22 protein-coding genes are annotated in these 23741 nt (G+C 70.6%); 3 read left to right on the top strand and 19 right to left on the bottom strand.

Annotated elements, in window-relative coordinates:
* Nucleotides 1-25: 25 nt before the first annotated feature.
* The 3 genes from argB to argC are packed head-to-tail and all read right to left on the bottom strand — an operon-like array spanning nt 26 to nt 3107.
* On the bottom strand, nt 26-931 hold the full coding sequence (argB, locus tag MBA17_RS36925) for an acetylglutamate kinase (protein ID WP_238502191.1): 906 nt from the start codon (nt 929-931) through the stop codon (nt 26-28).
* Nucleotides 928-2082, bottom strand: coding sequence for a bifunctional glutamate N-acetyltransferase/amino-acid acetyltransferase ArgJ (gene argJ, locus MBA17_RS36920; protein ID WP_238502189.1), 1155 nt, complete (start codon nt 2080-2082; stop codon nt 928-930). The genes argB and argJ overlap by 4 nt, the downstream gene beginning before the upstream one ends.
* Nucleotides 2079-3107 carry an N-acetyl-gamma-glutamyl-phosphate reductase gene (argC, locus tag MBA17_RS36915; protein WP_238502200.1) on the bottom strand — a complete coding sequence of 343 codons (1029 nt, stop codon included), beginning with the start codon at nt 3105-3107 and terminating at the stop codon, nt 2079-2081. The genes argJ and argC overlap by 4 nt, the downstream gene beginning before the upstream one ends.
* 200 nt (nt 3108-3307) lie before the next feature.
* Here argC and MBA17_RS36910 point away from each other — a divergent pair, with 200 nt between their 5' ends.
* Nucleotides 3308-4990, top strand: a complete 1683-nt coding sequence (locus MBA17_RS36910; protein WP_238502187.1) for a class I adenylate-forming enzyme family protein — start codon at nt 3308-3310, stop codon at nt 4988-4990.
* Between the two features lie 60 nt (nt 4991-5050).
* On the opposite strand, the gene MBA17_RS36905 is transcribed toward MBA17_RS36910, so the two are convergent.
* Complete coding sequence (locus tag MBA17_RS36905; protein WP_238502186.1) at nt 5051-5416, bottom strand: nuclear transport factor 2 family protein; 366 nt, start codon at nt 5414-5416, stop codon at nt 5051-5053.
* A gap of 182 nt (nt 5417-5598) precedes the next feature.
* Here MBA17_RS36905 and MBA17_RS36900 point away from each other — a divergent pair, with 182 nt between their 5' ends.
* Nucleotides 5599-6933: an MFS transporter gene (locus tag MBA17_RS36900; RefSeq protein ID WP_238502185.1), complete on the top strand. Its 1335-nt coding sequence runs from the start codon at nt 5599-5601 to the stop codon at nt 6931-6933.
* A 129-nt stretch (nt 6934-7062) separates the two neighbouring features.
* Here MBA17_RS36900 and MBA17_RS36895 read toward each other — a convergent pair whose 3' ends face one another.
* From MBA17_RS36895 to MBA17_RS36825, 15 genes are all read right to left on the bottom strand, one after another.
* Nucleotides 7063-9609, bottom strand: coding sequence for a phenylalanine--tRNA ligase subunit beta (locus MBA17_RS36895; RefSeq protein WP_238502184.1), 2547 nt, complete (start codon nt 9607-9609; stop codon nt 7063-7065).
* A complete protein-coding gene (gene pheS / locus MBA17_RS36890) occupies nt 9609-10649 on the bottom strand; it encodes a phenylalanine--tRNA ligase subunit alpha (protein ID WP_238502199.1) in 1041 nt (346 codons plus the stop codon). The genes MBA17_RS36895 and pheS overlap by 1 nt, the downstream gene beginning before the upstream one ends.
* Before the next feature lie 136 nt (nt 10650-10785).
* Nucleotides 10786-11868, bottom strand: coding sequence for a sensor histidine kinase (locus MBA17_RS36885; RefSeq protein WP_455432924.1), 1083 nt, complete (start codon nt 11866-11868; stop codon nt 10786-10788).
* 62 nt (nt 11869-11930) lie between these two features.
* Nucleotides 11931-12734 carry a TrmH family RNA methyltransferase gene (locus MBA17_RS36880; RefSeq protein WP_238502183.1) on the bottom strand — a complete coding sequence of 268 codons (804 nt, stop codon included), beginning with the start codon at nt 12732-12734 and terminating at the stop codon, nt 11931-11933.
* An 84-nt stretch (nt 12735-12818) separates the two neighbouring features.
* On the bottom strand, nt 12819-13199 hold the full coding sequence (gene rplT / locus MBA17_RS36875; RefSeq protein WP_238502182.1) for a 50S ribosomal protein L20: 381 nt from the start codon (nt 13197-13199) through the stop codon (nt 12819-12821).
* A gap of 25 nt (nt 13200-13224) precedes the next feature.
* Nucleotides 13225-13419, bottom strand: coding sequence for a 50S ribosomal protein L35 (gene rpmI / locus MBA17_RS36870; protein ID WP_238502181.1), 195 nt, complete (start codon nt 13417-13419; stop codon nt 13225-13227).
* 119 nt (nt 13420-13538) lie between these two features.
* A complete protein-coding gene (gene infC / locus MBA17_RS36865) occupies nt 13539-14120 on the bottom strand; it encodes a translation initiation factor IF-3 (RefSeq protein WP_455432925.1) in 582 nt (193 codons plus the stop codon).
* 348 nt (nt 14121-14468) lie between these two features.
* A complete protein-coding gene (locus MBA17_RS36860; protein WP_238502180.1) occupies nt 14469-15308 on the bottom strand; it encodes a shikimate dehydrogenase in 840 nt (279 codons plus the stop codon).
* Nucleotides 15309-16472 carry an endolytic transglycosylase MltG gene (gene mltG / locus MBA17_RS36855; RefSeq protein WP_238502179.1) on the bottom strand — a complete coding sequence of 388 codons (1164 nt, stop codon included), beginning with the start codon at nt 16470-16472 and terminating at the stop codon, nt 15309-15311.
* Nucleotides 16473-16851: 379 nt separating this feature from the next.
* A complete protein-coding gene (ruvX, locus tag MBA17_RS36850; RefSeq protein ID WP_238502178.1) occupies nt 16852-17331 on the bottom strand; it encodes a Holliday junction resolvase RuvX in 480 nt (159 codons plus the stop codon).
* Nucleotides 17332-17350: 19 nt separating this feature from the next.
* On the bottom strand, nt 17351-20023 hold the full coding sequence (alaS, locus tag MBA17_RS36845; protein WP_238502177.1) for an alanine--tRNA ligase: 2673 nt from the start codon (nt 20021-20023) through the stop codon (nt 17351-17353).
* Nucleotide 20024: 1 nt separating this feature from the next.
* Entirely contained in the window at nt 20025-20276 is a 252-nt protein-coding gene (locus tag MBA17_RS36840; protein ID WP_238502175.1) for a hypothetical protein, read from the bottom strand.
* Nucleotides 20273-20659, bottom strand: coding sequence for a DUF948 domain-containing protein (locus MBA17_RS36835; RefSeq protein ID WP_238502173.1), 387 nt, complete (start codon nt 20657-20659; stop codon nt 20273-20275). Before MBA17_RS36835 ends, MBA17_RS36840 begins: the two co-directional genes overlap by 4 nt.
* A gap of 110 nt (nt 20660-20769) precedes the next feature.
* Nucleotides 20770-22077, bottom strand: coding sequence for a replication-associated recombination protein A (locus MBA17_RS36830; RefSeq protein ID WP_238502172.1), 1308 nt, complete (start codon nt 22075-22077; stop codon nt 20770-20772).
* Between the two features lie 9 nt (nt 22078-22086).
* Nucleotides 22087-22551: a DUF2231 domain-containing protein gene (locus tag MBA17_RS36825; RefSeq protein WP_238502171.1), complete on the bottom strand. Its 465-nt coding sequence runs from the start codon at nt 22549-22551 to the stop codon at nt 22087-22089.
* 211 nt (nt 22552-22762) lie between these two features.
* Between MBA17_RS36825 and MBA17_RS36820 the strand changes: the two genes are divergently transcribed.
* Nucleotides 22763-23671: a peptidylprolyl isomerase gene (locus tag MBA17_RS36820; RefSeq protein WP_238502170.1), complete on the top strand. Its 909-nt coding sequence runs from the start codon at nt 22763-22765 to the stop codon at nt 23669-23671.
* Nucleotides 23672-23741: the final 70 nt, after the last annotated feature.

Here is a 23741-nt window from a genome sequence, read left to right as displayed (position 1 = left end):
GCTTCGAAGCGTTCTTCGAGCGAGCTCACAGTGCCACCTCCCTGTCGTTCTCGTCCTTGCTGCCGGGCACGACCATGGTGCCGATCCCCTCGTCGGTGAAGACCTCCAGCAGTAGCGCGTGCGGGGTCCGGCCGTCGAGCACATGGGCCTGGGCCACCCCGCCGCGCACGGCCGTCAGGCAGGCGCCCATCTTGGGCAGCATCCCGCTCGACAGGCTGGGCAGCAGCTCCGCCAGCTGGTCGCCGGTGAGCCGGCCGATCACCTCGTCGCTGTCCGGCCAGTCGGCGTACAGTCCCTCGACGTCGGTGAGCACGACCAGCTTGTCGGCGTCGAGGGCGACCGCGAGTTCGGCGGCGGCCGTGTCGGCGTTCACGTTGTAGACGGTGCCGTCATCGCTCCTGGCGATGCTGCTCACCACCGGGATGCGGCCGTTGTCGAGGAGCGCGCGCACGGCTCCGGCCTCGACCTTCACGATGTCGCCGACCTGGCCGATGTCGACCGGCTCGCCGTCCACCAGCGCGTGCTTGCGGATGGCGGTGAACAGGTGGGCGTCCTCTCCCGACATGCCGACCGCGAACGGGCCGTGGTCGTTGATCAGGCCCACGACGTCGCGGTTGACCTGGCCGACCAGCACCATCCGGACGACTTCCATGGCCTCGGGCGTGGTCACCCGCAGCCCGGCGGTGAAGCTGCTCTCGATGCCGAGCCGGTCGAGGTGGGCGCTGATCTGCGGGCCGCCGCCGTGCACGATGACCGGCTTGAGCCCGGCGTATCGCAGGAAGACGACGTCCTCGGCGAAGCTCTGCTTGAGCGACTCCTCGGTCATGGCGTTGCCGCCGTACTTGATGACGACGGTCGCGCCGTGGAAGCGGGCCAGCCAGGGCAGCGCCTCGATGAGGGTGCCGGCCTTGACGCCGGCGGTGACGTTCATGAGGAGTACGCCGAGTTCTCGTGGACGTAGGCGGCGGTGAGGTCCGTGGTGTGCACGGTCGCCGACTCGGTCCCCGCCGACAGGTCGATGGTGATGGTGACGTCGCGGGGGCGCAGGTCCACCTTGTCGCGGTCGTCTCCGGCGGCGCCGGCCCGGCAGATCCAGATGCCGTTGATCGCCACGTTGATCCGGTCGGGGTCGAACTCCGCGTCGGTGGTGCCGACGGCCGACAGCACCCGGCCCCAGTTGGGGTCCTCGCCGTGGATGGCGCACTTGAGCAGGTTGCTGCGGGCCACCGCGCGGCCCACGTTGACGGCGTCGCCGACGGACGCGGCGCCGACGACCTCGATGGCGATCGCCTTGGTGGCGCCCTCGGCGTCGACGAGCAGCTGCCTGGCGAGGTCGGCGCAGACCTCGGTGACCCGCTCGGCGAACTCGGACTGCTCGGGGACCACCCCGGCCGCGCCGCTGGCCAGCAGCAGCACCGTGTCGTTGGTGGACATGCAGCCGTCGGTGTCGAGGCGGTCGAAGGTCACCGTGGTGGCCTCGCGCAGCGCCGCGTCCAGCCGCTCGGCGGGCAGGTCGGCGTCGGTGGTGATCACGCAGAGCATGGTCGCCAGGCCGGGGGCGAGCATGCCCGCGCCCTTGGCCATGCCGCCGACCATGTAGCCGCCCTCGCCCCGCCTGAAGGAGATCTTCGAAACCGTGTCGGTGGTGCGGATCGCGTCGGCGGCGGGCAGGCCGCCGTCTCTGGAGAGCTGCGCTCCGGCGACCTCCAGGCCGGCGAGCAGGGTGTCCATGGGCAGCCGCTCGCCGATCAGGCCGGTGGAGCACACCGCGACCTCTCCGGCGGAGTCGCCGAGCAGCTCGGCGACCTTCTCCGCGGTGGCGTGGGCGTCCTGGAAGCCCTCGGGGCCGGTGCACGCGTTCGCGCCGCCCGAGTTGAGCACGACGGCCATCACTCGTCCGCCGCTCAGGACCTGCTGCGACCAGAGCACTGGAGCGGCCTTCACCCGGTTGGTGGTGAAAACGCCCGCCGCAGCGCGGGATGGTCCGTCGTTGACCACGATGGCGAGGTCGCGCTCACCGCTGGACTTGAGTCCGGCGACGACGCCTGCGGCCGAGAAACCGAGAGGTGCGGTTACGCTCACGGAGCTACTCCAATGAGGGGGAGGCCGAGTTCTTCGTGGAAACCGAGGGCCAGGTTGGCGCTCTGGATCGCGCCTCCCGCGGTGCCCTTGGTGAGATTGTCGATGGCGATCACGGACACGATCCTTCCCGCGCGCTCGTCGAGCACCGCCTGCAGCACCGCCGTGTTGGCGCCGTAGGTCATCGCGGTGGCCGGCCACTGCCCTTCGGGCAGCAGTCGCAGGAAGGGCTCCTGCGCGGTGGCCGCTTCGTACGCCTGGCGCAGCTCGGCCGCGGTGACGCCGGGGAGGGCGGGAGCCGAGCAGGTCGCCAGGATGCCGCGGCTCATCGGCGCGAGCGTCGGCGTGAAGGAGACGGTCACCGGGGTGCCCGCCACCGTCGAGAGGTTCTGCTCCATCTCGGGGGTGTGCCGGTGCACTCCCCCGACACCGTAGGCGCTGACCGATCCGATGACCTCGCTGCCCAGCAGGTTGGCCTTGGGCGCACGGCCCGCGCCGCTGGTGCCGCTGGCCGCGACCACGACCACGTCGGGCGCGGCGAGGCCGGCGGCGAAGGCCGGGAGCATGGCGAGGGTGACCGCCGTCGGGTAGCACCCGGGGACGGCGATCCGCCGGGCCTCGCGCAGGCGCTCCCGCTGGCCGGGAAGCTCGGGCAGGCCGTACGGCCAGGTGCCCGCGTGGACGCCGCCGTAGAACCGCTCCCACTCGCCCGGGTCGGCCAGGCGGAAGTCGGCGCCGCAGTCGACGATCAGCGTGTCGTCACCGAGCCGCTGCGCGATGGCGGCGGACTGCCCGTGCGGGAGGGCGAGGAAGACCACGTCGTGGCCTTCCAGGACATCGGGGGTAGTCTCCAGGAGCGTGCGGCCCGCCAGTGGCAGGAGGTGGGGCTGATGCGCCCCCAGCAGGGTGCCCGCGCTCGACCCGGCGGTCAGCGCTCCGACCTCGATCTCTGGGTGGGAGAGCAGCAGGCGAAGAAGTTCTCCGCCCGCGTACCCGCTCGCTCCGGCCACCGCCGCGCGCGCTCCCAATTGCCCCATCTCCTCGCTGTATGGACATGCACCTTATTGCATGTCCTTGCTTGTAGTGAAGTATGCACGGCGGAGCATGACCATGCAAGATGTTCTCGAATTGTGGACACGCAAACCCGAACTTCCCTCTGTTGCCAGCACATACCGGTCGGTATGCTGACCTTCCGGTTATGGCCTCTTACCCGGGGAGTACGCGCGTAATGACAGTCACCCACGATCAGGTCCAGGCTCAGCTCACCGCTCCCGGTCAGCTCTTCGAGATGGACGAGGTGGAGATCCGTGGCAGCAGGATCCGGACCTGGAAGCACGCTCCCGGGCACTTCCGCACGCTCCTGGAGTCGAGCAGGCTGCAGGGTGAGAAGGTTTTCATCATCTACGAGGACGAACAACTCACCTTCGAGGAGCATTTCCGCCAGGCCGCCACGCTGGCCCGCCGCCTGGTCGAGGACTACGGCGTCGCCAAGGGCGACCGGGTCGCCATCGCGATGCGCAACTACCCGGAGTGGATCGTCTCCTTCTCCGCCGTCCTCGCCTGCGGTGCGGTCGCGGTGCCGCTCAACGCCTGGTGGACGCCGCAGGAACTGGAGTACGGCCTGACCGACTCGGGAGCCAAGGTGCTGATCGCCGACGGCGAGCGGGCCGCACGGCTCAAGGACGTCCGCCTGGACGCCCGGCTCATCGTGACCCGGCCCGGCGACGGCCTGCCCGCCGGCGCGGTGTCGCTGGCGGATCTGCTGGGCGACGTGCCCGCCGACGTGTCCCTGCCGGCCGTGGAGCTCGACCCCGAGGATCCGGCCACGATCTTCTACACCTCGGGCACCACCGGCCGTCCCAAGGGGGCCCTCGGCACCCACCGCAACCTCGGCCAGGCCCCGATGACCGTCTCCTACACTGCGATGCGGAGCGCGATGCTCTCCGGCCGCGATCCCGTCGCCGCCTCCGCCGAGCGCCGCGTCACCCTGCTCACCGTTCCGCTGTTCCACGTGACCGGCTGCTTCGCCGCCATGATCACGTCCATGTTCAGCGGCAGCACCCTCGCGCTGATGTACAAATGGGACGCGGGCCGGGCGCTCCAGCTCATCGAACGCGAGAAGATCACCGGCATCGCGGGCGTCCCCACCAACGCCTGGCAGCTCATGTCCCACCCCGACTTCGGCAAGTACGACATCTCCAGCCTCGGCTCCCTCGGGTACGGCGGCGCCCCCGCCCCGCCCAAGCTCCTGGAACGCATCGGCGAGCAACTCCCCGGCCGCGCCCCCTCCAACGGGTACGGCATGACGGAGACGACCGCCCTCATCATCAACAACTCGGGCAAGGGCTACCAGGCCAAGCCCGACAGCATCGGCAGGCCGGCGGCCACCATCGACGTGCGCATCTCCAGCCCGATGGGCGACGAGCTGCCCGCCGGCGAGGTCGGCGAGCTCTGCGTCCGCGGCGCGGCCGTCATCGCCGGCTACTGGAACCGCCCCGACGCCACCGCCGAGACCTTCGTCGACGGCTGGCTGCACACCGGCGACCTCGCCCGGGTCGACGACGAGGGGTTCGTCTTCATCGTCGACCGGGCCAAGGACATGGTCATCCGGGGCGGCGAGAACGTCTACTGCGCCGAAGTCGAGGCCGCCCTCTTCGAGCACCCGGCCGTCGACGACGCCGCCGTCATCGGCATCCCGCACGACGAACTCGGCGAGGAGGTCGGTGCCGTCATCCGCCTCGCTCCCGGCGCCACGGTCACCGCCGAGGACCTCAGCGGCTTCCTGCACGGCCGGATCGCCTCTTTCAAGATCCCCGTCCGCTTCTGGTTCCGCGACACCGACCTTCCGCGCAACCCCGGCGGCAAGATCCTCAAAACCCATCTCCGCCGCGAAGTCCTCGCCCTTCCCTGAGCCCCCCCACCGCCCGGCCGCGCGGGCGGTGGACCGTGCACGACGCCGCGCCGTGGTGCGTCAGGCCGCGGGGACCTTGTCCAGGAAGCCGTGGACCTGCCGCAGCCGGCCGTCCTCGGCGATCTGGACCACGTCGGACCCCACCACGACGGGTTCGGCGCCGGCCGGGCCGAAGTTCCAGGTGAACCTGGCGATGTCGTGGTGGCCGTCCACCGGGCCGCCGGCGGTGAAGACGAAGCCGGGGAACATCTCCCGCACGCCGGCGATCACGGCCGCGATCCCCTCGTGCCCGGTCACCTGGGCCATCGGGTCGGTGTACCCGCCGTCCTCGGTCCAGAGCGCGGCCACGGCCTTCAGACGCGCCTCCGCGTCACCCTCGTTCCATGCCGCGAGGTAACGCTCGACCAGGTTCGCGAAGTCGTACACGGTGATCTCCTCCGATGAAGTTCGTCCGATCCGGACGTGACAAACCTTGTCACGCGGCCTGTGACCTGGTCGATTACGCGTGAGGTAATGCCGTCGGCTACGCCGGGACGCGATCACCCTCAGCCGCGCGCAGACGAAAACCGTTTGTTCCGGAGGCCCCGTCCGGGCGACCATCTCCTTTCGTGCTGAAAACTTCTGGCTGGTCCCTAAGAGCGCTCGGGCGGCACCTGAGCATGGACCTGCGGCCGCTGCGTGACTCGCGTGACTTCCGGCTCCTGATGGGATCCGGGGTGATCACGATGTTCGGCACCTTCCTGACCTACGTCACGGTCCCGTTGCAGATGAAGCAGCTCACCGGGTCGCCCGTGGCGGTGGGGCTGGTGAGCCTGGCCGAGTTCGTGCCGATGGTCGTCTTCGGGCTGTGGGGCGGGGCGATCGCGGACGCGCTGGACCGGCGGCGGGTGGTGCTGCTCGCCGAGGCCGGGCTCGCGGTGCTGTCGGCGCTGCTGATGGTGAACGCGCTGCTGCCGAATCCCCAGGTGTGGGCGCTGTACGTGATCGGGGCGCTGATGGCGGCGCTGGACAGCCTGCAGCGGCCGAGCCTGGACGCGATGGTGCCGCGCGTCGTGCGGCACGACCAGCTCACGGCCGCCGCCGCGCTGATCAGTTTCCGGTGGAACTTCGGGGCCATCATCGGGCCCGCGCTGGCCGGCCTGATCGTGGCCGGCTACGGGCCCGCGACGACGTACGGCATCGACGTGGTGACCTTCCTGGTGTCGCTGGTCCTGCTCTGGCGGGTGCGCGCCGTGCCGCCGCGTGCGGACGCCGCCCGCGCGTCGCTGAGGTCGCTCGTGGAGGGCGTCCGCTATGCCGTACGGCGGCCGGACCTGATGGGTACCTACCTGGTCGACATCGCGGCCATGTTCTTCGCGATGTCCACGGCGCTGTACCCGTTCCTGGCCGACGAGTTCGGCGGTCCGCAGTCGCTCGGCCTGCTCTACTCGGCGGCCGCGGTCGGCTCGCTGCTGGCCTCGGTGACCTCCGGATGGACGAACCACGTGCACCGCCACGGCAGGGGAGTGATCATCGCCGCCGCCATCTGGGGTGCGTCCGTCGCCGTCGCCGCCATCGCGCCCAGCCTGTGGCTGATCTTCGTGTGCCTGGCCGTGGCGGGCGCCGCCGACATGATCAGCGGAATCTTCCGCTCCACGATCTGGAACCAGACCATCCCCGACGAGTACCGCGGGCGGCTGGCGGGGATCGAGCTGCTCTCCTACTCCACCGGCCCGATGCTCGGCAACGGCCGCGCCGGGCTGATGGCGTACCTGGGCGGCACCCGCTTCTCCCTGGGGGCCGGCGGCCTGCTGTGCATCGGCGCGGTGGCGGCGCTGGCCGCCCTGCTCCCCAAGTTCCGGGACTACGACGCCCGCACCGACGAACACGCCCTGGCCGAGCGCACCCGGCGTGCCGCCTCCACCCTGCCTGACAGCGCCGAAGAGGCTCCAGCGAAGCCGTGAGCGCCCCGAGGATCACCGTCCCCCCGCGAAGCCGCCACCGAGGCGACCCGGTGCTCAGGGTGCGATCAGCGCCGCCCACCAGAAGGGGGCTGGTACGGCTTGCCGTACCAGCCCCCTTTCCCGGGTGTGTCAGGCGCTGCGGAGCTGGGCTCCGACGCGTTCGGCGGCCAGGGCGACGGCGGCGTCGCGGGCCGCGGTGGTCTCCTCGGCGGTCAAGGTGCGGTCCGGCGCGCGGAAGCGCAGGGTGTAGGCGAGGGACTTGTTGCCCTCACCCGCCTGGGCCCCCGTGTAGACGTCGAACAGCCGGATGGCCTCCAGCAGCTCGCCGGCCCCCTCACGGAGCGCCGCCTCGACCGAGGCCACCGGGGTGGCCGCGGGGACGATGAGCGCGACGTCCTGGGTGGCGACCGGGTAAGACGAGACGACCGGCGATTCGACCGGGCCGGGCAGGGCCGCCTGCAGGAGGCTCAGCTCCAGCTCCATCGCGCAGGTGCGGGCAGGCAGGCCGTACGCCTCGATCACGCGGGGATGCAGCTCACCCGCGTGCCCGACCAGCACGTCGCCGAGGTGCAGCGAGGCGCAACGGCCGGGGTGCCACGGCGCGTGCGCGTCGGCGGCCACCGTCAGCTCCAGCCCCGCCTCGCGGGCCACCACCCGCGCGGCCTCCACCGCGTCGCCCCACGTCGCCGCGCGCCCGGGGCCCCACCAGCCGGAGCTCTCGAACTCCCCGGCGAGGACGACCGCGACCCTGAGCGGCTGCCTGGGCAGCGCAGCCTCGACCGAGGCCAGCTCGTCCGCGGTCGGCCTGCGGTCGACCGCGAGCACCGGAGCGGTGGCGGGAGCGTCGGGCACGGGCCGGTAGACGAGACCGGTCTCGAACAGCGCCACATCGCCGAGGCCCCTGCCCACATTGCGGACCAGGGTCTTCAGCAGCCCCGGCAGCAGGGTGGTCCGCATCAGCGGCTCGTCCTCGCTGAGCGGGTTGGCCAGGCGGGTGGCGCGGCGGCGCTCGTCGTCGGCGGGCAGCTGCAGGTTGTCGAGATCACGCTCACCGATGAACGGGTAGGCGAGGATCTCGGCGTAGCCGTCGGCGGCCAGCGCCCTGCCGACCCTGCGGTGCAGCCGCTGGGCCTCGGTGAGACCGCCGCCGGCCGGGGCCGCGGGCAGCACGGACGGCAGCCGCTCGTACCCTTCGAGCCGGATGACCTCCTCCGCCAGGTCGTTCGGGTCGACCAGATCGGGGCGCCAGGTCGGCGGCGTGACCGTCAGCAGATCGGTGGCCCCGCCGGTGACGTCGAGCTTGGCGGACAGCGCGGCCGCGGCCCCTCCGCCGGACCTGGCGGACGCCTCGGCCGCTCCCTCCGCGACCGTGCAGCCCACCTGCTCCAGGTGCCGGAGCACGGCCTCCCTGCCGTACGGCATGCCGGCCACCCGGTCGGGGAGGTCGGCCGGGATGGTGATCCGCACCGGCTCGACTCCGATCGAGACGTGCGTCACGCCGTTCGCGGTCGTGCCGCCGCCCAGCTCGACCAGTAGCTTCGCCGCGCGCAGCGACGCGTACAGCGGCAACTCGCGGTCGACGCCGCGCTCGAACCGCTTGGAGGCCTCGCTGACCAGGTTGTGCCTGCGCGACATCCGGCCGGTGCCGGTCGCGGAGAAGTGCGCGGCCTCGATCACCAGCTCGGTGGAGGAGCCGGAGATCTCGGTGTGCAGGCCGCCCATGGTGCCGGCCAGCGAGATCGCGCCCGACGCGTCGGTGATCAGGATGTCGTCGGCGTGCAGCTTGCGCACCACGTGGTCGAGCGTCTCCAGCGTCTCGCCCTCGCGGGCCCGCCGGACGACGATCTCGCCGGTCAGTTTGGTCCGGTCGAAGGCGTGCAGCGGCTGGCCGAGCTCCAGCATCACGTAGTTGGTCACGTCGACGGCGAGCGAGACCGGCCGCATCCCGGCGCGGGCCAGCCGTACGCGCATCCACAACGGGCTCGGCGCGGCCGGGTCGAAGCCGCTGACCTCGCGGAGCACGAAGCGGTCGCACGCGCTGGGGTCGGCGATCGAGGCCGGGTAGACGGAGTCGGTGGAGACCGGCAGGTCGAGATCGGCAGGGTCGCGGAAGGCCACCCCGAACGCGGTGGCGGCCTCACGGGCCACACCGCGGATGGACAGCGCGTAACCGCGGTCGGGGGTGATCTCCAGCTCGATGACGTCGTCACGCAGGCCGAGCAACTCGACCACGTCGGCGCCTATCGGGACGTCGGGCTCCAGCACCAGGATGCCGGGCGAGGACTCGGCGATGCCGAGCTCCTGCTCCGAGCAGATCATGCCGTCGGACAGCCGGCCGTACGTCTTGCGCGCGCTGATCTCGAATCCACCGGGCAGGACCGAGCCCGGCAGTGCCACCGGGACCCGGTCGCCGATCGAGAAGTTGACCGCGCCGCAGATGATGCCACGGGGAGCGGCCTCGCCGACCTCCACCTGGCAGTGGCGGACGGGCTTCCTGAAGTCGGCCAGCTCCTCGATGTCGAGCACCTCGCCGACGACCACGTTCTTGATCTCGTGGCCGTGGGAGACGATCGTCTCCAGTTTGAGGCCGGCGGCGGTGAGCCGGTCGGCGACCTCTTGGGCGGTGACGGCGGGCAGGTCGACGTACTCCCGCAGCCAGGAAAGCGGGACTTTCATCAGACCTCCATCCCGAACGGGAGCGTGAAGCGCACGTCTCCCTCGACCATGTCACGCATGTCCTCGGCGTTGTGGCGGAACATCAGCGTGCGCTCGATGCCCATGCCGAAGGCGAAGCCGGAGTAACGCCTGGGGTCGACCCCACAGGCGACCAGCACCCGTGGGTTGACCATGCCGCAGCCGCCCCACTCGATCCAGCCCTCCGACTTGCAGGTACGGCACGGCGGGTTGCCCGGCACCGCGGACGCGCCCCTGCAGACGAAGCACTTCAGGTCCATCTCGGCCGACGGCTCGGTGAACGGGAAGTAGTGGGGGCGGAACCGGGTCGTGATCCCCTCGCCGAACATCACCTCGGCGAACCGGTCGAGCGTGCCCTTCAGGTGGGCCATCGTCAGCCCCTCGTCGATGGCGAGCCCCTCGACCTGATGGAAGACCGGGGTGTGCGTGGCGTCGAGCTCGTCGGTGCGGAAGACCTTGCCCGGCGCGACGACGTAGACGGGAAGCTCGCGGCTGAGCAGCGCCCGGATCTGCACCGGCGAGGTCTGCGTGCGCAGCACCTTGCCCGACTCGACCGACTCCACGAAGAATGTGTCGTGCTCGGAGCGCGCCGGATGGTCGGGCGCGAGGTTGAGCGCGTCGAAGTTGAACCACTCCCCCTCCAGCTCGGGCCCCTCGGCGACCTCGTAGCCCATCGCCACGAACGCGTCGGCGACACGCTCCTGCAGAGTGGTCAGCGGGTGCCTGGCACCGCGTGGCGCACGGTCCCACGGCAGGGTGACGTCGACGGTCTCCTCCACGAGGACCCGCTCGTCACGCTCGGTCTCCAGCTCGGCCTGGCGCGCCGCCAGGGCCTCGCCGATCGCCTTGCGGGCACCGCCGGTGCGTTTGCCCGCCTCGGCGCGGGCCTGCGGCGGCAGGGCGCCGATCTCCCGGTTGGCGAGGGCGATCGGTGACCGATCACCGGCGTGCGCCAGCCGTACCTGCTTGAGTTCGTCGAGATCGCTCGCCGCCGCGATGGCGGCGAGGGCGTCGGCCTGCATGCGCGCCACCTCGTCGGCGTGCAAGGGCGTCACCTCGACCGGGTCGTAGTTAGACAAGAGTGAGCTCCGAATCCAGGGCTTGAGCGGGCACGAGTCTAGTGGTATCCGGGAAGGCGCCCACCGGAGGCGTGCTCGCTCAGGCGAAGTCAGGCGTGCCGGTGGGCACGGTAAATCGGAACTCGGCCCCGCCTTCGGGGGCGCGCTGCACGGTGACGGTGCCGCCGTGGGCCTCGACCAGGCCCTTGACGATGAACAGCCCGAGCCCCGTGCCGCCGCGACGACGGCCCTGCCCGCGCCAGAACTGCCTGAACACGCGCGTGGCCAGCTCGGGCGCGATGCCCTCGCCCTGGTCCCGCACGGACACGGCCACTCCCCACTCGACAGGTTCGATATCTATTGTCACCGTACCGCGTCCGTGACGCACCGCGTTTTCCAGCAGGTTACCGAGGATCTGGTCCATCTTGTCCTGGTCGAGCCACGTCTCGGGCAGCCCGGCGCCGACGCGCAGCAGGAATCTCCCCTCGGACTCCCCCGCCGCGACCCGGCCCGCGATCAGCCTGCGCGCCCTGGCCGGGAGATCGACGACCTGCCGGTGAACCTGCATCCTGCCGGACTCGATGCGGGACACGTCGAGCAGTTCGGTGATGAGCCGGGTGACCCGGTCGGCGTCGGAGTTGACGGTCTCCAGCATGACGAGCTTCTGGTCGTCGGTGAAGCGGCTCCACTTGGCCAGCAGCGTGGCGGTGAACCCCTTGACGCTGGTCAGCGGCGAGCGCAGCTCGTGGGCCACGGTGGAGACCAGGTCGGCGCGGCTGCGCTCCAGGCGGGCCCGGGCGCCGGCGTCGCGCAGCGTGATCGCCACCCGGACCACCTCGCCGCCCCGCTCGGGCCGGCGCACCAGCCGCGCGGCGATCAGCATCTCCTGCCCGCCGGGCATCTGGACGTGGCACTCGGGCTGCCGGGTGCGGGTGCGGAGCCCGCCGCGCGGGTCGAGCCACTTCCACCACTCGCGCCCGTCATGGTCGCGCAACGGGAAGACGTCGCGGATGTCGCCGCCGACCGCCCGCTCGGCGGTCACCCCGGTGAGCCGGGACGCCGCCCGGTTGACCAGGAGGATCCGCCCGGTGTGGTCGGCCATGATGAGCCCGTCGGGCAGATCGTCCGCTGCGACCAGGCAGGCGGCATCAGGGTGCGGCTGATCGATGTTCTCGCCCTGCACGACCCCGCCTCCTCGACCCTACAAGGCCGACAATAGCGGGTTTCCCGCACTACGCGGCAGCCTCACTTTTGCCGCTGAGCCCGGGCGGATGCGTACAAACACACTGCGGCGGCGGTCGCCAGATTGAGACTCTCCGCCTGTCCGTAGATAGGCACGCGCACCACTTCGTCCGCGAGTTCGAGGATCTCTTCGGGCAGCCCCCACGCCTCGTTGCCGAAGATCCACGCGGTCGGTCCGGACAGATCCACGTCATCGAGTGTGACCTTCCCCGTGCCGTCCGCCGCGAGCACGCGCAGCCCCGCGTCCCGCAGATGGCCCACGGCCTGCGTCACCGGCGCCCCCGTGACCACCGGGAGGTGGAACAGGCTGCCGGCGCTGGCCCGCACGCACTTGCCGTTGTAGGGGTCGACGGAGGCGTCGGTGAACACCACGGCGCCCGCGCCCGCGGCGTCCGCGGTGCGCAGCACGGTCCCCGCGTTTCCCGGGTCGCGGACATGGGCCAGCACGGCGACCAGAGCGGCCCCCTGCGGCACGGCCTCGGCGAGCGGCACGTGCACGTTCCGGCAGACCGCCAGCAGCCCCTGAGGCGTCACGGTCTGCGCCAGCTCGGCCATGACCTCGCCGCTGACCGGATGGACGGGCACGTCCGCCGCGGCCGCCGCCGAGATGATCTCCGGGTGCCGGGACTCGGCGTCGGCGGTGGCGTAGAGCTCCACCACGACCCCGGCGAGCCTGAGCGCCTCCCTGACGGCCTGCGGGCCCTCGGCGAGGAAGGCTCGGTCACGCTCCCTGAACGCCCGCTTGGTCAGCCGCCTGGCCGCCTTCAACCGCGGCGACCTGATGTTGGTCAGCTCCGACCTGGCCATGTGTCCCCCGCTCGGAAAAGCGAACAAGGGGCCCACCGAAGCGGTGAGCCCCTCATGTCGAACCTGCAACCGCGAAACCTCGGATCAGGCGACCGGAGCGTTCACGTCGGCCGGGAGCGCCTTCTTGGCGGCCTCGACCAGCGTGCTGAACGTCTGCGGGTCGCTGACCGCGAGATCCGCGAGGATCTTGCGGTCGACCTCGATGCTGGCGGCCTTGAGGCCCTGGATGAATCGGTTGTAGGTGATGCCGTTCTGCCTCGCGGCAGCGTTGATCCGCTGGATCCAAAGGCGCCGGAAGGTGCCCTTGCGGTCCTTGCGGTCACGGTACGCATAGGTCATGGAGTGGAGCATCTGCTCCTTGGCCTTGCGGTACAGACGTGACCGCTGACCCCGGTAACCGCTCGCCCGTTCGAGAACGACCCTGCGCTTCTTCTTGGCGTTGATCGCCCGCTTCACGCGTGCCATGTGTATCTATCTCCCCGGGGGTCGCTTACTTGGCGAGCAGCTTTTTGATCTTCTTGGTGTCGGCAGCGGACATCACCACGTCCGGGGCGAGACGGCGCGTCAGAGTGGACGGCTTGTGCTCGTTGTAGTGCGCGCGGTTGGCCCGCCGACGGACGATCTTGCCGGAGCCGGTGATCCTGAACCGCTTCTTGGCACCGCTGTGCGTCTTCATCTTCGGCATCTCAGCCGTCTCTCCCTCGTTCTTTCGTGCCGATGTCCCAGACCGCCGGTTTCGGGTCAGGGCATGCCTGACATCACGACCGAACCCGGTCCATCGGCTTGATCCGTGACCGGAAAGCCCTATTCCTGAAGCTCGGGGGCCTCTACCAGGGGCTCGTCGTCATCGTGACGTGCCTTGGCCGCCGCCTTCTCGGCCTTGGCTTCCGCCTTCTTCTTGTGCGGCCCGAGCACCATGATCATGTTACGGCCATCCTGCTTCGGCTGGGACTCGACGAAGCCGAGCTCCGTCACATCCTCCGCGAGCCGCTGCAGCAGCCGGAAGCCCAGTTCGGGACGGGACTGCTCACGTCCGCGGAACATGATCGTGACCTTGACCTTGTCCCCGGCCTTGAGGAATCGCACGACGTGACCCTTTTTGGTCTCGTAGTCGTGCGGGTCGATCTTCGGCCGGAGCTTGATCTCCTTGATGATCGTGTGCGCCTGGTTGCGGCGCGCCTCGCGCGCCTTCATAGCGGACTCGTACTTGAACTTGCCGTAGTCCATGAGCTTGCACACGGGCGGGCGAGCCGTGGCCGCGACCTCGACGAGGTCAAGGTCGGCCTCCTGGGCCAGCTTCAGCGCATCGTGGATGGAGACGATGCCGACCTGCTCGCCGTTCGGGCCGACGAGGCGAACCTCGGGCACACGGATACGCTCGTTGATGCGGGGCTCGGCGCTGATGGGACCTCCTAGGTTACGATCCTCGGCCGCCCCTACGGACGGCCGCCACGTGCTCGATCGTGCCGGGAGCCTCGCGGAGACGCACCTTCCGGGTCGCCACAACACGAAATGCCCCGCACGTCGCGCATGCGGGGCCACTCGAGCCCGATTCGGGCCCTCCGGAGTGATCCGGTTGTGATCCTTGACCCGCCGGCCGCACGGCCGATAGGTGGGAGGAAGACCTCCGCTTGCGCATCCGGCAGGCAAGCCGGACCGATCGAGTACCAACGTTACCACAACACCGCCGGCGGTCCGAATCATCCCGCACCCTGCCGCCGGCTTCGGGTGGGGTCACCCCGTCCCGGCCGCTCTCCGCAGGATCTCCGCCTCGCCGGCCGCCCGCATGACGTCGACCGGGACGTCGGAACGGCCGGTCATCAGCTCGACCTGCCGCACGGCCTGGTGCAGGAGCATCGGGAAGCCGCCGACGACCGTGCCCCCCGCCTGCCGTACGGCTCGCGCCGCGGCCGTCGGCCACGGCGAGTAGACGACGTCGAACAGGACGGGCACCGGCGCCAGCCTGGCAGAGAACGCGTCGGCCGCGCCGGAGGGCAGCGTGCTCACCACGAGGTCCACGTCGAGCACCGCGTCCAGCTTGTCGAAGGTCTGTACGGCGAGCGCCATGCCTAGCCGCTCGGCCACGCGCGTCGTCTCCCCCGCGCGGGCCGGGTCGCGGACCACGAGGGTCGCGCCGCCGAGGCCCAGCTCCCGCAGTGCCGCCAGCGAGGAGGCCGCGGTGGCCCCGCCGCCCAGGATGGTGGCGGAGCCGACGGCGCCGGCCCCGGCCTCTTCGAGGGCCCGCACGATGCCGTACACGTCGGTGTTCTCGCCGTGCGCGCGGCCCTCGCGGAAGATCACGGTGTTCGCGCCGCCGACCTCGACGGCGAGGTCGGCGACCGAGTCGAGCAGCGGGAGCACCGCCCGCTTGAGCGGCATGGTGAGCGACAGACCGGCCCACTCGGGACCGAACCCCCTGAGCAGGGCGGGCAACCCCGCCTCCCCGCACTCGATCGCCTCGTAGCTCCAGGTGCTCAGCCCGAGCGCGGCGTGCGCGGCCCGGTGCAGGTGCGGCGAGAGCGAGTGGCCGATCGGGGAGCCGAGGACGGCCGCCCTGGTTGTCGTCGCGGTCACTCAGCCACCCTGGTAATTACGGTTGAACTCTTCACGAAGCTGCCAGAACTCCGACTCCTTGTCGGTGAACTTGGTGATGCCCTTCTTCGGGTCGGTGGTGACGAAGTACATCCAGTCGCCCTTCGCCGGGTTGAGGGCGGCTTGGATGGCGTGGTCTCCGGGGTTGCTGATCGGGCCGGGTGGCAGGCCCAGGTGCTGGTAGGTGTTGTAGGGCGACTTGCTCTTGGTCTCGGCGTCGGTGGCGGCGATGCCGTACTTGTTCAGCCCGTACATGGTCGTGCTGTCCATCCCGAGCTTCATCTGCTGCGGCTTGAGGTTGAGCCTGTTGTAGATGACGCGGGCGACCTTCGGCATGTCGGCCGCGCTGCCGGACTCGGCCTGGACGATGCTCGCGATGGTGAGCAGCTCGTGCTGGGTGTGTCCGAGCTTCTTCTTACCCTGGCCCGGCATGCCCGCCTGCTCGGCGGCGTCCTCGTAGCGCTCCACCATCTTCTCGAGGATGTCGGTCGGAGTCATCTTCGGCGTGATCTCATAGGTCGCGGGGAAGGCGTAGCCCTCCAGACGGCCGTCCGCCCCGGGCGGCAGCTCCAGCCCCTTCGCGGCCTTCTCGAACTCCTTGACCGGCATCTTGGTGCTCTTCGCGAGCTCGGCGTAGATCTTGGTGAGGCGCAGGCCCTCGGGAAGAGTGATCTTGGCGAGCAGCCGCAGTTTGGGGTCGAGCAGGTCCACGGCCTGCGCCGCCGCCATGCCCTTGCGCATCTTGTAGTCGCCGGGCTGGAGAGAGGAGCTCTTACCCGCGGCGTCGATGGCGTTGGTGAAGGCTCTGGCGCTCTTCACCACCCCTTCCTTCTCCAGGGTCAGGGCCACCTCGGAGGCGGACGCGCCGTCCGGGATCTCCACCACCACCTCGCCGGTGCCCGCCCCGGTGAAGTCGTCGGGGACCATGACGTCTTGCAGCCAGTGGTAGCCGAAGTAGCCTCCGCCGCCCAGGATGCCCACCAGCACGATCACGGCGAGCATGGGGGCGAGGAACCCGCCCCGGTTGCGGCGCCTGCGCCGCCGGCGGCCCCGCCGGCTCCGGCCGCTGGACGGGCGAGAGCGACGCCGGGAGCGACCGTCGTCGTCCTCGGCGCCGAGCAGGAGGTCCATGTCGAGATCATTCATAGGTGCGCTGGCCAATCTCCCGGTACGAACGGCCTGGCGTCAAGCGGGTGCCATGCCGAGGACGGTACCGAACGGCACGGGTGCGGCCGTCCGTTCGGTTGCCCTGACGGGATGGGGGGCGTCCCACCGGACATCATTGCGTCCCGAGGTATCTGTTCAGCTCTTCCCGGTATCTCACGAACTCGCTCTCTGTGTCAGTGAATTTCGTGATTCTATGCTTCGGAGCCGGTGACGCAAGCCGGTTCCGATCACCCCGATCTGGAGGGAGAGCGGTGCCTTCTCTCCAGGATTGCCCACCGGAACGTGGCGATAGTCTCTCGCACGGGTAAGGGTTGCGGGGCGTAGCGGCCGCAGTGCCCACCCCACGTTCCGGTGCAGGTCACCGGCCGGTTTCCTCACCGGAGCCCGCCACCTGTACGGCACGGCCCGGCGGGACGCCGGTGGCTCGCTCCGACTCGAGGGCGGCCTGCAGGAGCACCACGGCGGCCGCCTGGTCCACCACCGAACGCTGCTTCTTCGCCCGCACACCGCTGGCCCGCAACCCCTGCTGGGCCGTCACCGTGGTGAGCCGCTCGTCGAACATCCGCACCGGCGTCGGCGCCAGGCGCGCGGCGAGCCTGGCGCCGAAGGCCAGGGCCCGCTCCGCCGCCTGGCCCTCGCGGCCCGACAGCGAGGTGGGCAGTCCGAGCACGACCTCGACGGCCTCGTGCTCGGCGGCGAGCTCCGCGATGCGGTCGAGGTCGCCCTTGCCGCTGCGAACGGTCTCCACCGGCGTGGCCAGCACCCCTCCCGGGTCACTGCGGGCCACGCCGATGCGCACGGAACCGACGTCGACTCCGAGCCGCACTCCGTGTCTCATCCGAGGCTCCGGATCGTCCTCACGCGAGCTTCTGCGCGACCGCGCCTTCGACGGACCGCAACGCGTCGCCGATCGCCTCGGGCCTGGCTCCGCCGCCCTGCGCGACGTCGTCCTTGCCACCGCCGCCGCCACCGAGCACCTTGGCGGCGACCCCGACCAGCTTGCCGGCGGCCAGGCCGCGCTCGCGTCCGGCCTCGTTGACCGTCGCGACCACGACCGGCCGGTCGGCGGGAACCCCCGCGATCACCACGACGACGGCGCGGTCGCCGGGGAACCGGCCCCGGACGTCGAGGGCGAGCCTGCGCAGGTCGTCGGCGGCGGTCCCGTCGGGCGCGCGGTGCGTGACCAGGGAGACGCCGTGGACGTCGCCGGCGCCGGCGACGAGCTCGCCCGCGACGGCGAGGACCTGCGCCGAGCGCACCTTCTCCAGCTCCTTCTCGGCCGCGCGCAGGCGGCCGACGATGCCGTCGATCCGCTCGGGAAGCTCCTCACGACGCACCTTGAGCTGCTCGCTGAGCTGGGCGACCAGCACGCTCTCCCGGGCGAGGAAGCGGAAGGCGTCGAGCCCGACCAGTGCCTCCACGCGGCGCACACCCGCGCCGATGGAGGACTCGCCGAGCACCTTGACCAGCCCGAGCTGCCCCGAGCTCGCCACGTGGGTGCCGCCGCACAGCTCGCGGGAGTAGTCGCCGACCTCGACGATGCGGACCTCGTCGCCGTACTTCTCCCCGAACAGGGCCAGCGCGCCCATCGCGCGCGCCTCGGTCTGGGAGGTGTAGAACGCGTTGACCTGGAGGTCGTTGATCAGGACCGAGTTGACCTCGTCCTCGACCTCGCGGAGCATGCCGGGCGAGACCGCGCCGGCCGCGGTGAAGTCGAAGCGGAAACGCCCCGGAGAGTTCTCCGAACCGGCCTGGGCCGCCGACTCGCCGAGCGCGTTGCGGAAACCGCGGTGCACGAGGTGGGTCGCGGTGTGGCTGCGGGAGATCGCGCGCCTGCGCTCCAGGTCGATCTCCGCCTGCGCGGCGTCGCCGACCCTGACCTCGCCCGTGCGGACCTTGCCCCGGTGCACGACCACTCCGGCGATCGGGGACTGCACGTCGACGACCTCGATCTCGGCGCCGCCGGTGCGGATGACACCCTGGTCGGCGAGCTGCCCGCCGCCCTCCGCGTAGAAGGGGGTCCGGGCGAGCACGATCTCGACGGTCGCGCCCGCACCGGCGGCGGGCACCGGAACGCCGTCGGCCAGGATGCCGATGACCTCCGACTCGGCCGTGGTGTGGTCGTAACCGAGGAACTCGACCTTGCCGGCCTTCTCCAGGATCTGCCCGAAGACGGAGATGTCGGCGTTGCCGGTCTTCTTCGCCGCGGCGTCGGCCTTGGCGCGCTCGCGCTGCTCCTTCATCAGACGGCGGAAGCCGTCCTCGTCGACCTGGAGGCCCTGCTCGGCGGCCATCTCCAGGGTGAGGTCGATCGGGAAGCCGTAGGTGTCGTGCAGCTGGAACGCCTGCGCTCCGGCCAGCACGCCCTGGTTCTTGCGCTTGGTCTCCTCGACGGCCACGTCGAAGATCGCGGTGCCGGTCCGCAGGGTGCCGAGGAAGGACGCCTCCTCGGCGTCGATCACTCCGTGGATCTGCGGCGCGTCGGACTTGAGCTGGGGGTACTGCTCGCCCATCACGTCGATCGCGACCGCGGTCAGCTCGTGCATGTAGCGCTGCTCGCCGGCGCCGAGCAGCCGCAGGTTGCGCACCGACCTGCGCAGGATACGGCGCAGCACGTAGCCGCGGCCCTCGTTGCCGGGCATCACGCCGTCGGCGACGAGCATGGTGCCGGTGCGCACGTGGTCGGCGATGACCCGCAGGCTGACGTCGGCGCGGGCGTCACGCCCGTAGCGCGTCCTGGTCAGCTCGGCGGCCTTGTCGAGGATCTTGTAGGTGGTGTCGATCTCGTAGATGTTGTCGACGCCCTGCAGGATCGCCGCCATGCGCTCCAGGCCCATGCCGGTGTCGATGTTCTTGCTCGGCAGCTCACCCGCGATGTCGAAGTCGACCTTGCTGCGGACCTCGCTCAGCTGGTACTGCATGAACACGAGGTTCCAGACCTCGAGGTAGCGGTCCTCGTCGGCGATCGGGCCGCCGTCGCGGCCGTACTCGGGGCCGCGGTCGTAGTAGATCTCCGAGCACGGGCCGCCGGGGCCGGCCACGCCCATGTGCCAGTAGTTGTCCTCCAGGCCGCGGCGCTGGATGCGGTCGGCGGGCAGCCCGACCTTGTTGTGCCAGATGTCGAACGCCTCGTCGTCTTCGACGTAGACCGTCGCCCAGAGCCGCTCCTCGGGGAAGCCGAAGCCGCCCTCGGACTCCGGCTTGGTGAGCAACTCCCAGGCGAACGGGATCACCTCGGCCTTGAAGTAGCCGCCGAAGGAGAAGTTGCCCAGCATCTGGAAGAACGTCGCGTGCCGGGTGGTCTTGCCGACCTCGTCGATGTCGGGGGTGCGCACGCACTTCTGGGCGGTGGCCAACCGGCTCGCCGGCGGCTTGCGCTGCCCGAGGAAGTAGGGCTTGAAGGGCACCATGCCCGCGTTGACCAGCAACAGGGTCGGGTCCTCGGCGACCAGGCTGGCCGAGGGCACGACTGTGTGCCCACGCTCCTCGAAGAAGCGCAGGAAGCGGCGCGCGATCTCTGCCGACTCCATCTCAGCGGCCATCCTTTGCGTTAGGGGTGTTTGGTGTTTCCACATCGAGCCCGAACTCGGCCCGCAACTCGGACTCGCGCTTGGCGGCCGACTCCAGTGCCTCATCGGTGAAGGCGCGCAGACCGGCCAGCGCGTCGGCGGCCTCGCCGACGGCGCGGCGGGCGACGTGATCGGGGCTCAGGGCCCGCAGTCTGCGCATCACCCAGACGGCCAGGGCGGCGCCGAGGGCGAGGTAGAACAGGCGCCGGATCATCGGCGCCGCCAGGAGACCGGCCGGCGCCGCGAGTCCGTGCGCGCCGCGAGGGCGCGCCGCACTCCGTGGCCGAGCGCGGAGATCTTGATGAGCGGCCCGGTGAACAGCGTGGAGGTGACCCCGCTGACCACCGCCAGGTGGCCGCTGACCTGCTTGACGTCGGTGGCGATCGCCTCTACGGCGACCAACCGCCTGTTGGTCTCCGTGACCGTGACGGTGACGTCGTCGAGCAGGGGGAGCACCCGCTCGCTCAGCTCGGAGACCATCTTGGTGGTCTCGTTGAGCAACCGGACGACCTTGACGAGCACCACGACAAGAAAACAGACCAGGATCGCCCAGAACATCGCGACGATCAGGCCCGCGACCTCTCCTGCGGTAAGCATCTCGGTGGTCCGTCCCCTCGTTGGTGACCCGGCGCAAGGGTGGGTGGAATGGAAAGACCCTATCGTGCCGCAGAACACGCCAGGCGCTTACCGGCCACGCGCGGGCGCGATCAGCTTTTCCGCAGGAAGTCACGGATTCTGACCCAGCGCTCGGCGAAGCCCGCCTCGGCTCCGTGCCTGGTCGGCTCGTAGTAGCGCCGCTCGCGAAGCTCCTGCGGCGCGTACTCCTGGCGGACCAGGCCGTGCTCGAAATCGTGGGGATACTTGTAGCCGTCGCCGTGGCCGAGCGTCTTCGCCCCGGGGTAGTGGGCGTCGCGCAGGTGACCGGGGACCTGGCCGATCAGGCCGCGCCGTACGTCGTCTGCGGCCGATCCGATCGCCTTGACCACCGCGTTGGACTTCGGCGCGAGCGCGCAGTGGATGACCGCCTGGGCGAGGTTGATCCGGCCCTCCGGCAGGCCGATGAACTCCACCGCCTGGGCTGCGGCGACCGCGACCTGCAGGCAGCCGGGGTCGGCCATGCCCACGTCCTCCGAGGCGAAGATGACGACGCGGCGCGCGATGAAGCGCGGGTCCTCCCCCGCCTCGACCATGCGGGCCAGGTAGTGGACGGCGGCGTCGGCGTCGGAGCCGCGCATGCTCTTGATGAAGGCGCTCACCACGTCGTAGTGCTGGTCGCCCTGGCGGTCGTAGCGCACGGCGGCCTTGTCGACGGCCCGTTCCACGACCTCGACGGTGATCTCGTCCTCCAGCAGCGCGGCGGCCTCGAGGTAGGTGAGCGAGCGCCGCGCGTCGCCGCCGGCCAGCCGCACGAGGTGGTCGAGGGCCTCGGGGGCGAGGGTGGCCCGGCCGTCGAGGCCGCGCGGATCGGTGACGGCGCGCGCGAGGACGGCGCGGACGTCGTCGTCGGACAGCGACTCCAGGGTGAGCAGCAGCGAGCGGGACAGCAGCGGCGAGATGACGGAGAAGAACGGGTTCTCGGTGGTGGCGCCGATGAAGGTGACCCAGCGGTTCTCCACGGCGGGCAGCAGCGCGTCCTGCTGGGCCTTGTTGAAGCGGTGCACCTCGTCGACGAACAGCACGGTCTGCCGCCCGGTCATGCCGAGTTCGCGGCGCGCCTGCTCGATGGCGGCGCGCACCTCCTTCACCCCGGCGGAGACCGCGGACACCTCGACGAAGCGGCGTTCGGTGACGCCGGCGACGACGTAGGCGAGCGTGGTCTTGCCGGTGCCGGGCGGACCCCACAGGAACAGCGACATGGGCGCCTCGCTCTCCACGAGCCTGCGCAGCGGGGTGCCGGAACCCAGCAGGTGGCGCTGGCCGAGAACCTCGTCGAGGCTGCGCGGGCGCATCCGCACCGCGAGGGGCTCCTGGCCCCGGTGGGCCTCCTCGGCCGCCGAGTCGAACAGACTATCCACAGACTGACACTACCCGCCCCAGACGGCCGTCGCACCGGTGTGCCCGGCGCGCAGCACGTAGAAGCCGACGGCCAGCGCGAGCAGCACGGTGACGCCCGAGAGCACGGCGGCGGGCACCTTGCCGATCCGCTCCGCGCCGAAGACGAGCGCCAGGGTCGTCACGGCCATGCCCAGCGAGGTCAGCAGCAACGGGGTGGCGAACCCCTGGTGCTCGGTGATCGTGGCGCCCAGCTCGCCCTCGGGGAGCCGGCCGCCCGGGAACAGCCGCTCCTTGAACTGCTCGCCGCTCTGCTTGGCGGCGAACACCGCCACGGGAGCCGCCACGGACAGCGGAACCACGGCCCAGGCGATCTGCGCGCGAAAGCGCGGGAGCACCGCGTAGACCACGGCCGCGAGTACGGCGAGCGGGGTCAGCACCACGGCTGCGTGGATGATCAGAGGGTGTGCCGGCAGGCCGAGGATCTCGTCGAACATCGTGGGGCTCCAAGCGCGCAGGGTCGTGTTCACTACTACGGATCGGGACGCGACGGGGTTCCGAGTAGTGGATCTCGCACGGTAGCGGACGGCGGGCGTCTTTCCCCTACGCCCCGTTGGCCTGATTACGTCACTTACGTCCTTCACACGCCGAGGCCGGTACGATTCGCCGAGTTAAAGTCATGAATCGGTATGCCTGGAGGAAATAGCGGTGAGCGGCGAGGACCGTCAGAGCGAACTGGCGCAGGAGCACAAGGAGCGACAGGCTCGGCGAGCCGCCGAGGAGCGGCAGGCGGCCAAGTCCAAGCGCAACATCGCGCTCGGGGCGGGGGTCGGGGTCGTGGTCGTGGTGGGCGGCATCATCGCGGCGACGACTCTGCTCGGCGGCGCCGACAAGAGCACCGATGCCGCGGCCACCCCAAGCGCGGCCCCCTCCACCACGGCGGAGGCGACGCCGACGGCCCTGCCGAGCAGCAAGCTGAAGCCGGCCGCCGGCAGGTGCGACTACCGGGATGACACCAGCGCCAGTCCCGCCAAGGACGTGGGCAGGCCCCCGGCGAAGCCCAGCCTGAGGTGGAAGACAATGACGCTGGCCACCAGCCAGGGCGACATCGTGATCGACCTGGCCACCAAGGCGGCCCCCTGCACGGTCAACTCCTTCGCCTTCCTGGCCAAGAAGAACTTCTACGACGGCACCAAGTGCCACCGCCTCGCCGTGCCCGACAACTCGGGCCTGGCGATGTTGCAGTGCGGTGACCCGCAGGCCAAGGCCGACGGCAAGAACGTGACCGACGGCCAGGGCAGCTCCGGCTACGTCTTCGACGACGAGAACCTGGGCGGGATGTCCTACCGGCGCGGCACGGTCTTCATGGCCCAGGCGCCCGAGGCCTCCAACCAGAACGGCAGTCAGTTCGCCCTCTCCTTCGGCGACGACAACACCCAGCTCGACCAGGAGGCCGCCTTCACGCCGTTCGGCACGATCTCCAAGGGGATGGAGGTCCTCGACAAGGTGGCCGAGGGCGGCGCGATCATCAACAAGGCGGACGCGACGGGTGACGGCGGCTCGCACGCGCCGAAGATCCCCGTGATCATCAAGGACGTGCGGCTCTCCACCAAGTGACCCCGACGCCGGTGTGACCAGGGTCACAGGTCACTCCCGCCGATCCGAGAACACGTACGGCCACCGCCTC

It is taken from the genome of Dolomitihabitans soli (assembly GCF_022213955.1).
Taxonomy (GTDB): domain Bacteria; phylum Actinomycetota; class Actinomycetes; order Streptosporangiales; family Streptosporangiaceae; genus Streptosporangium_A; species Streptosporangium_A soli.
Note: the sequence above shows the minus strand (reverse complement) of the source record. Positions and strands in the feature narration are given on the sequence as shown.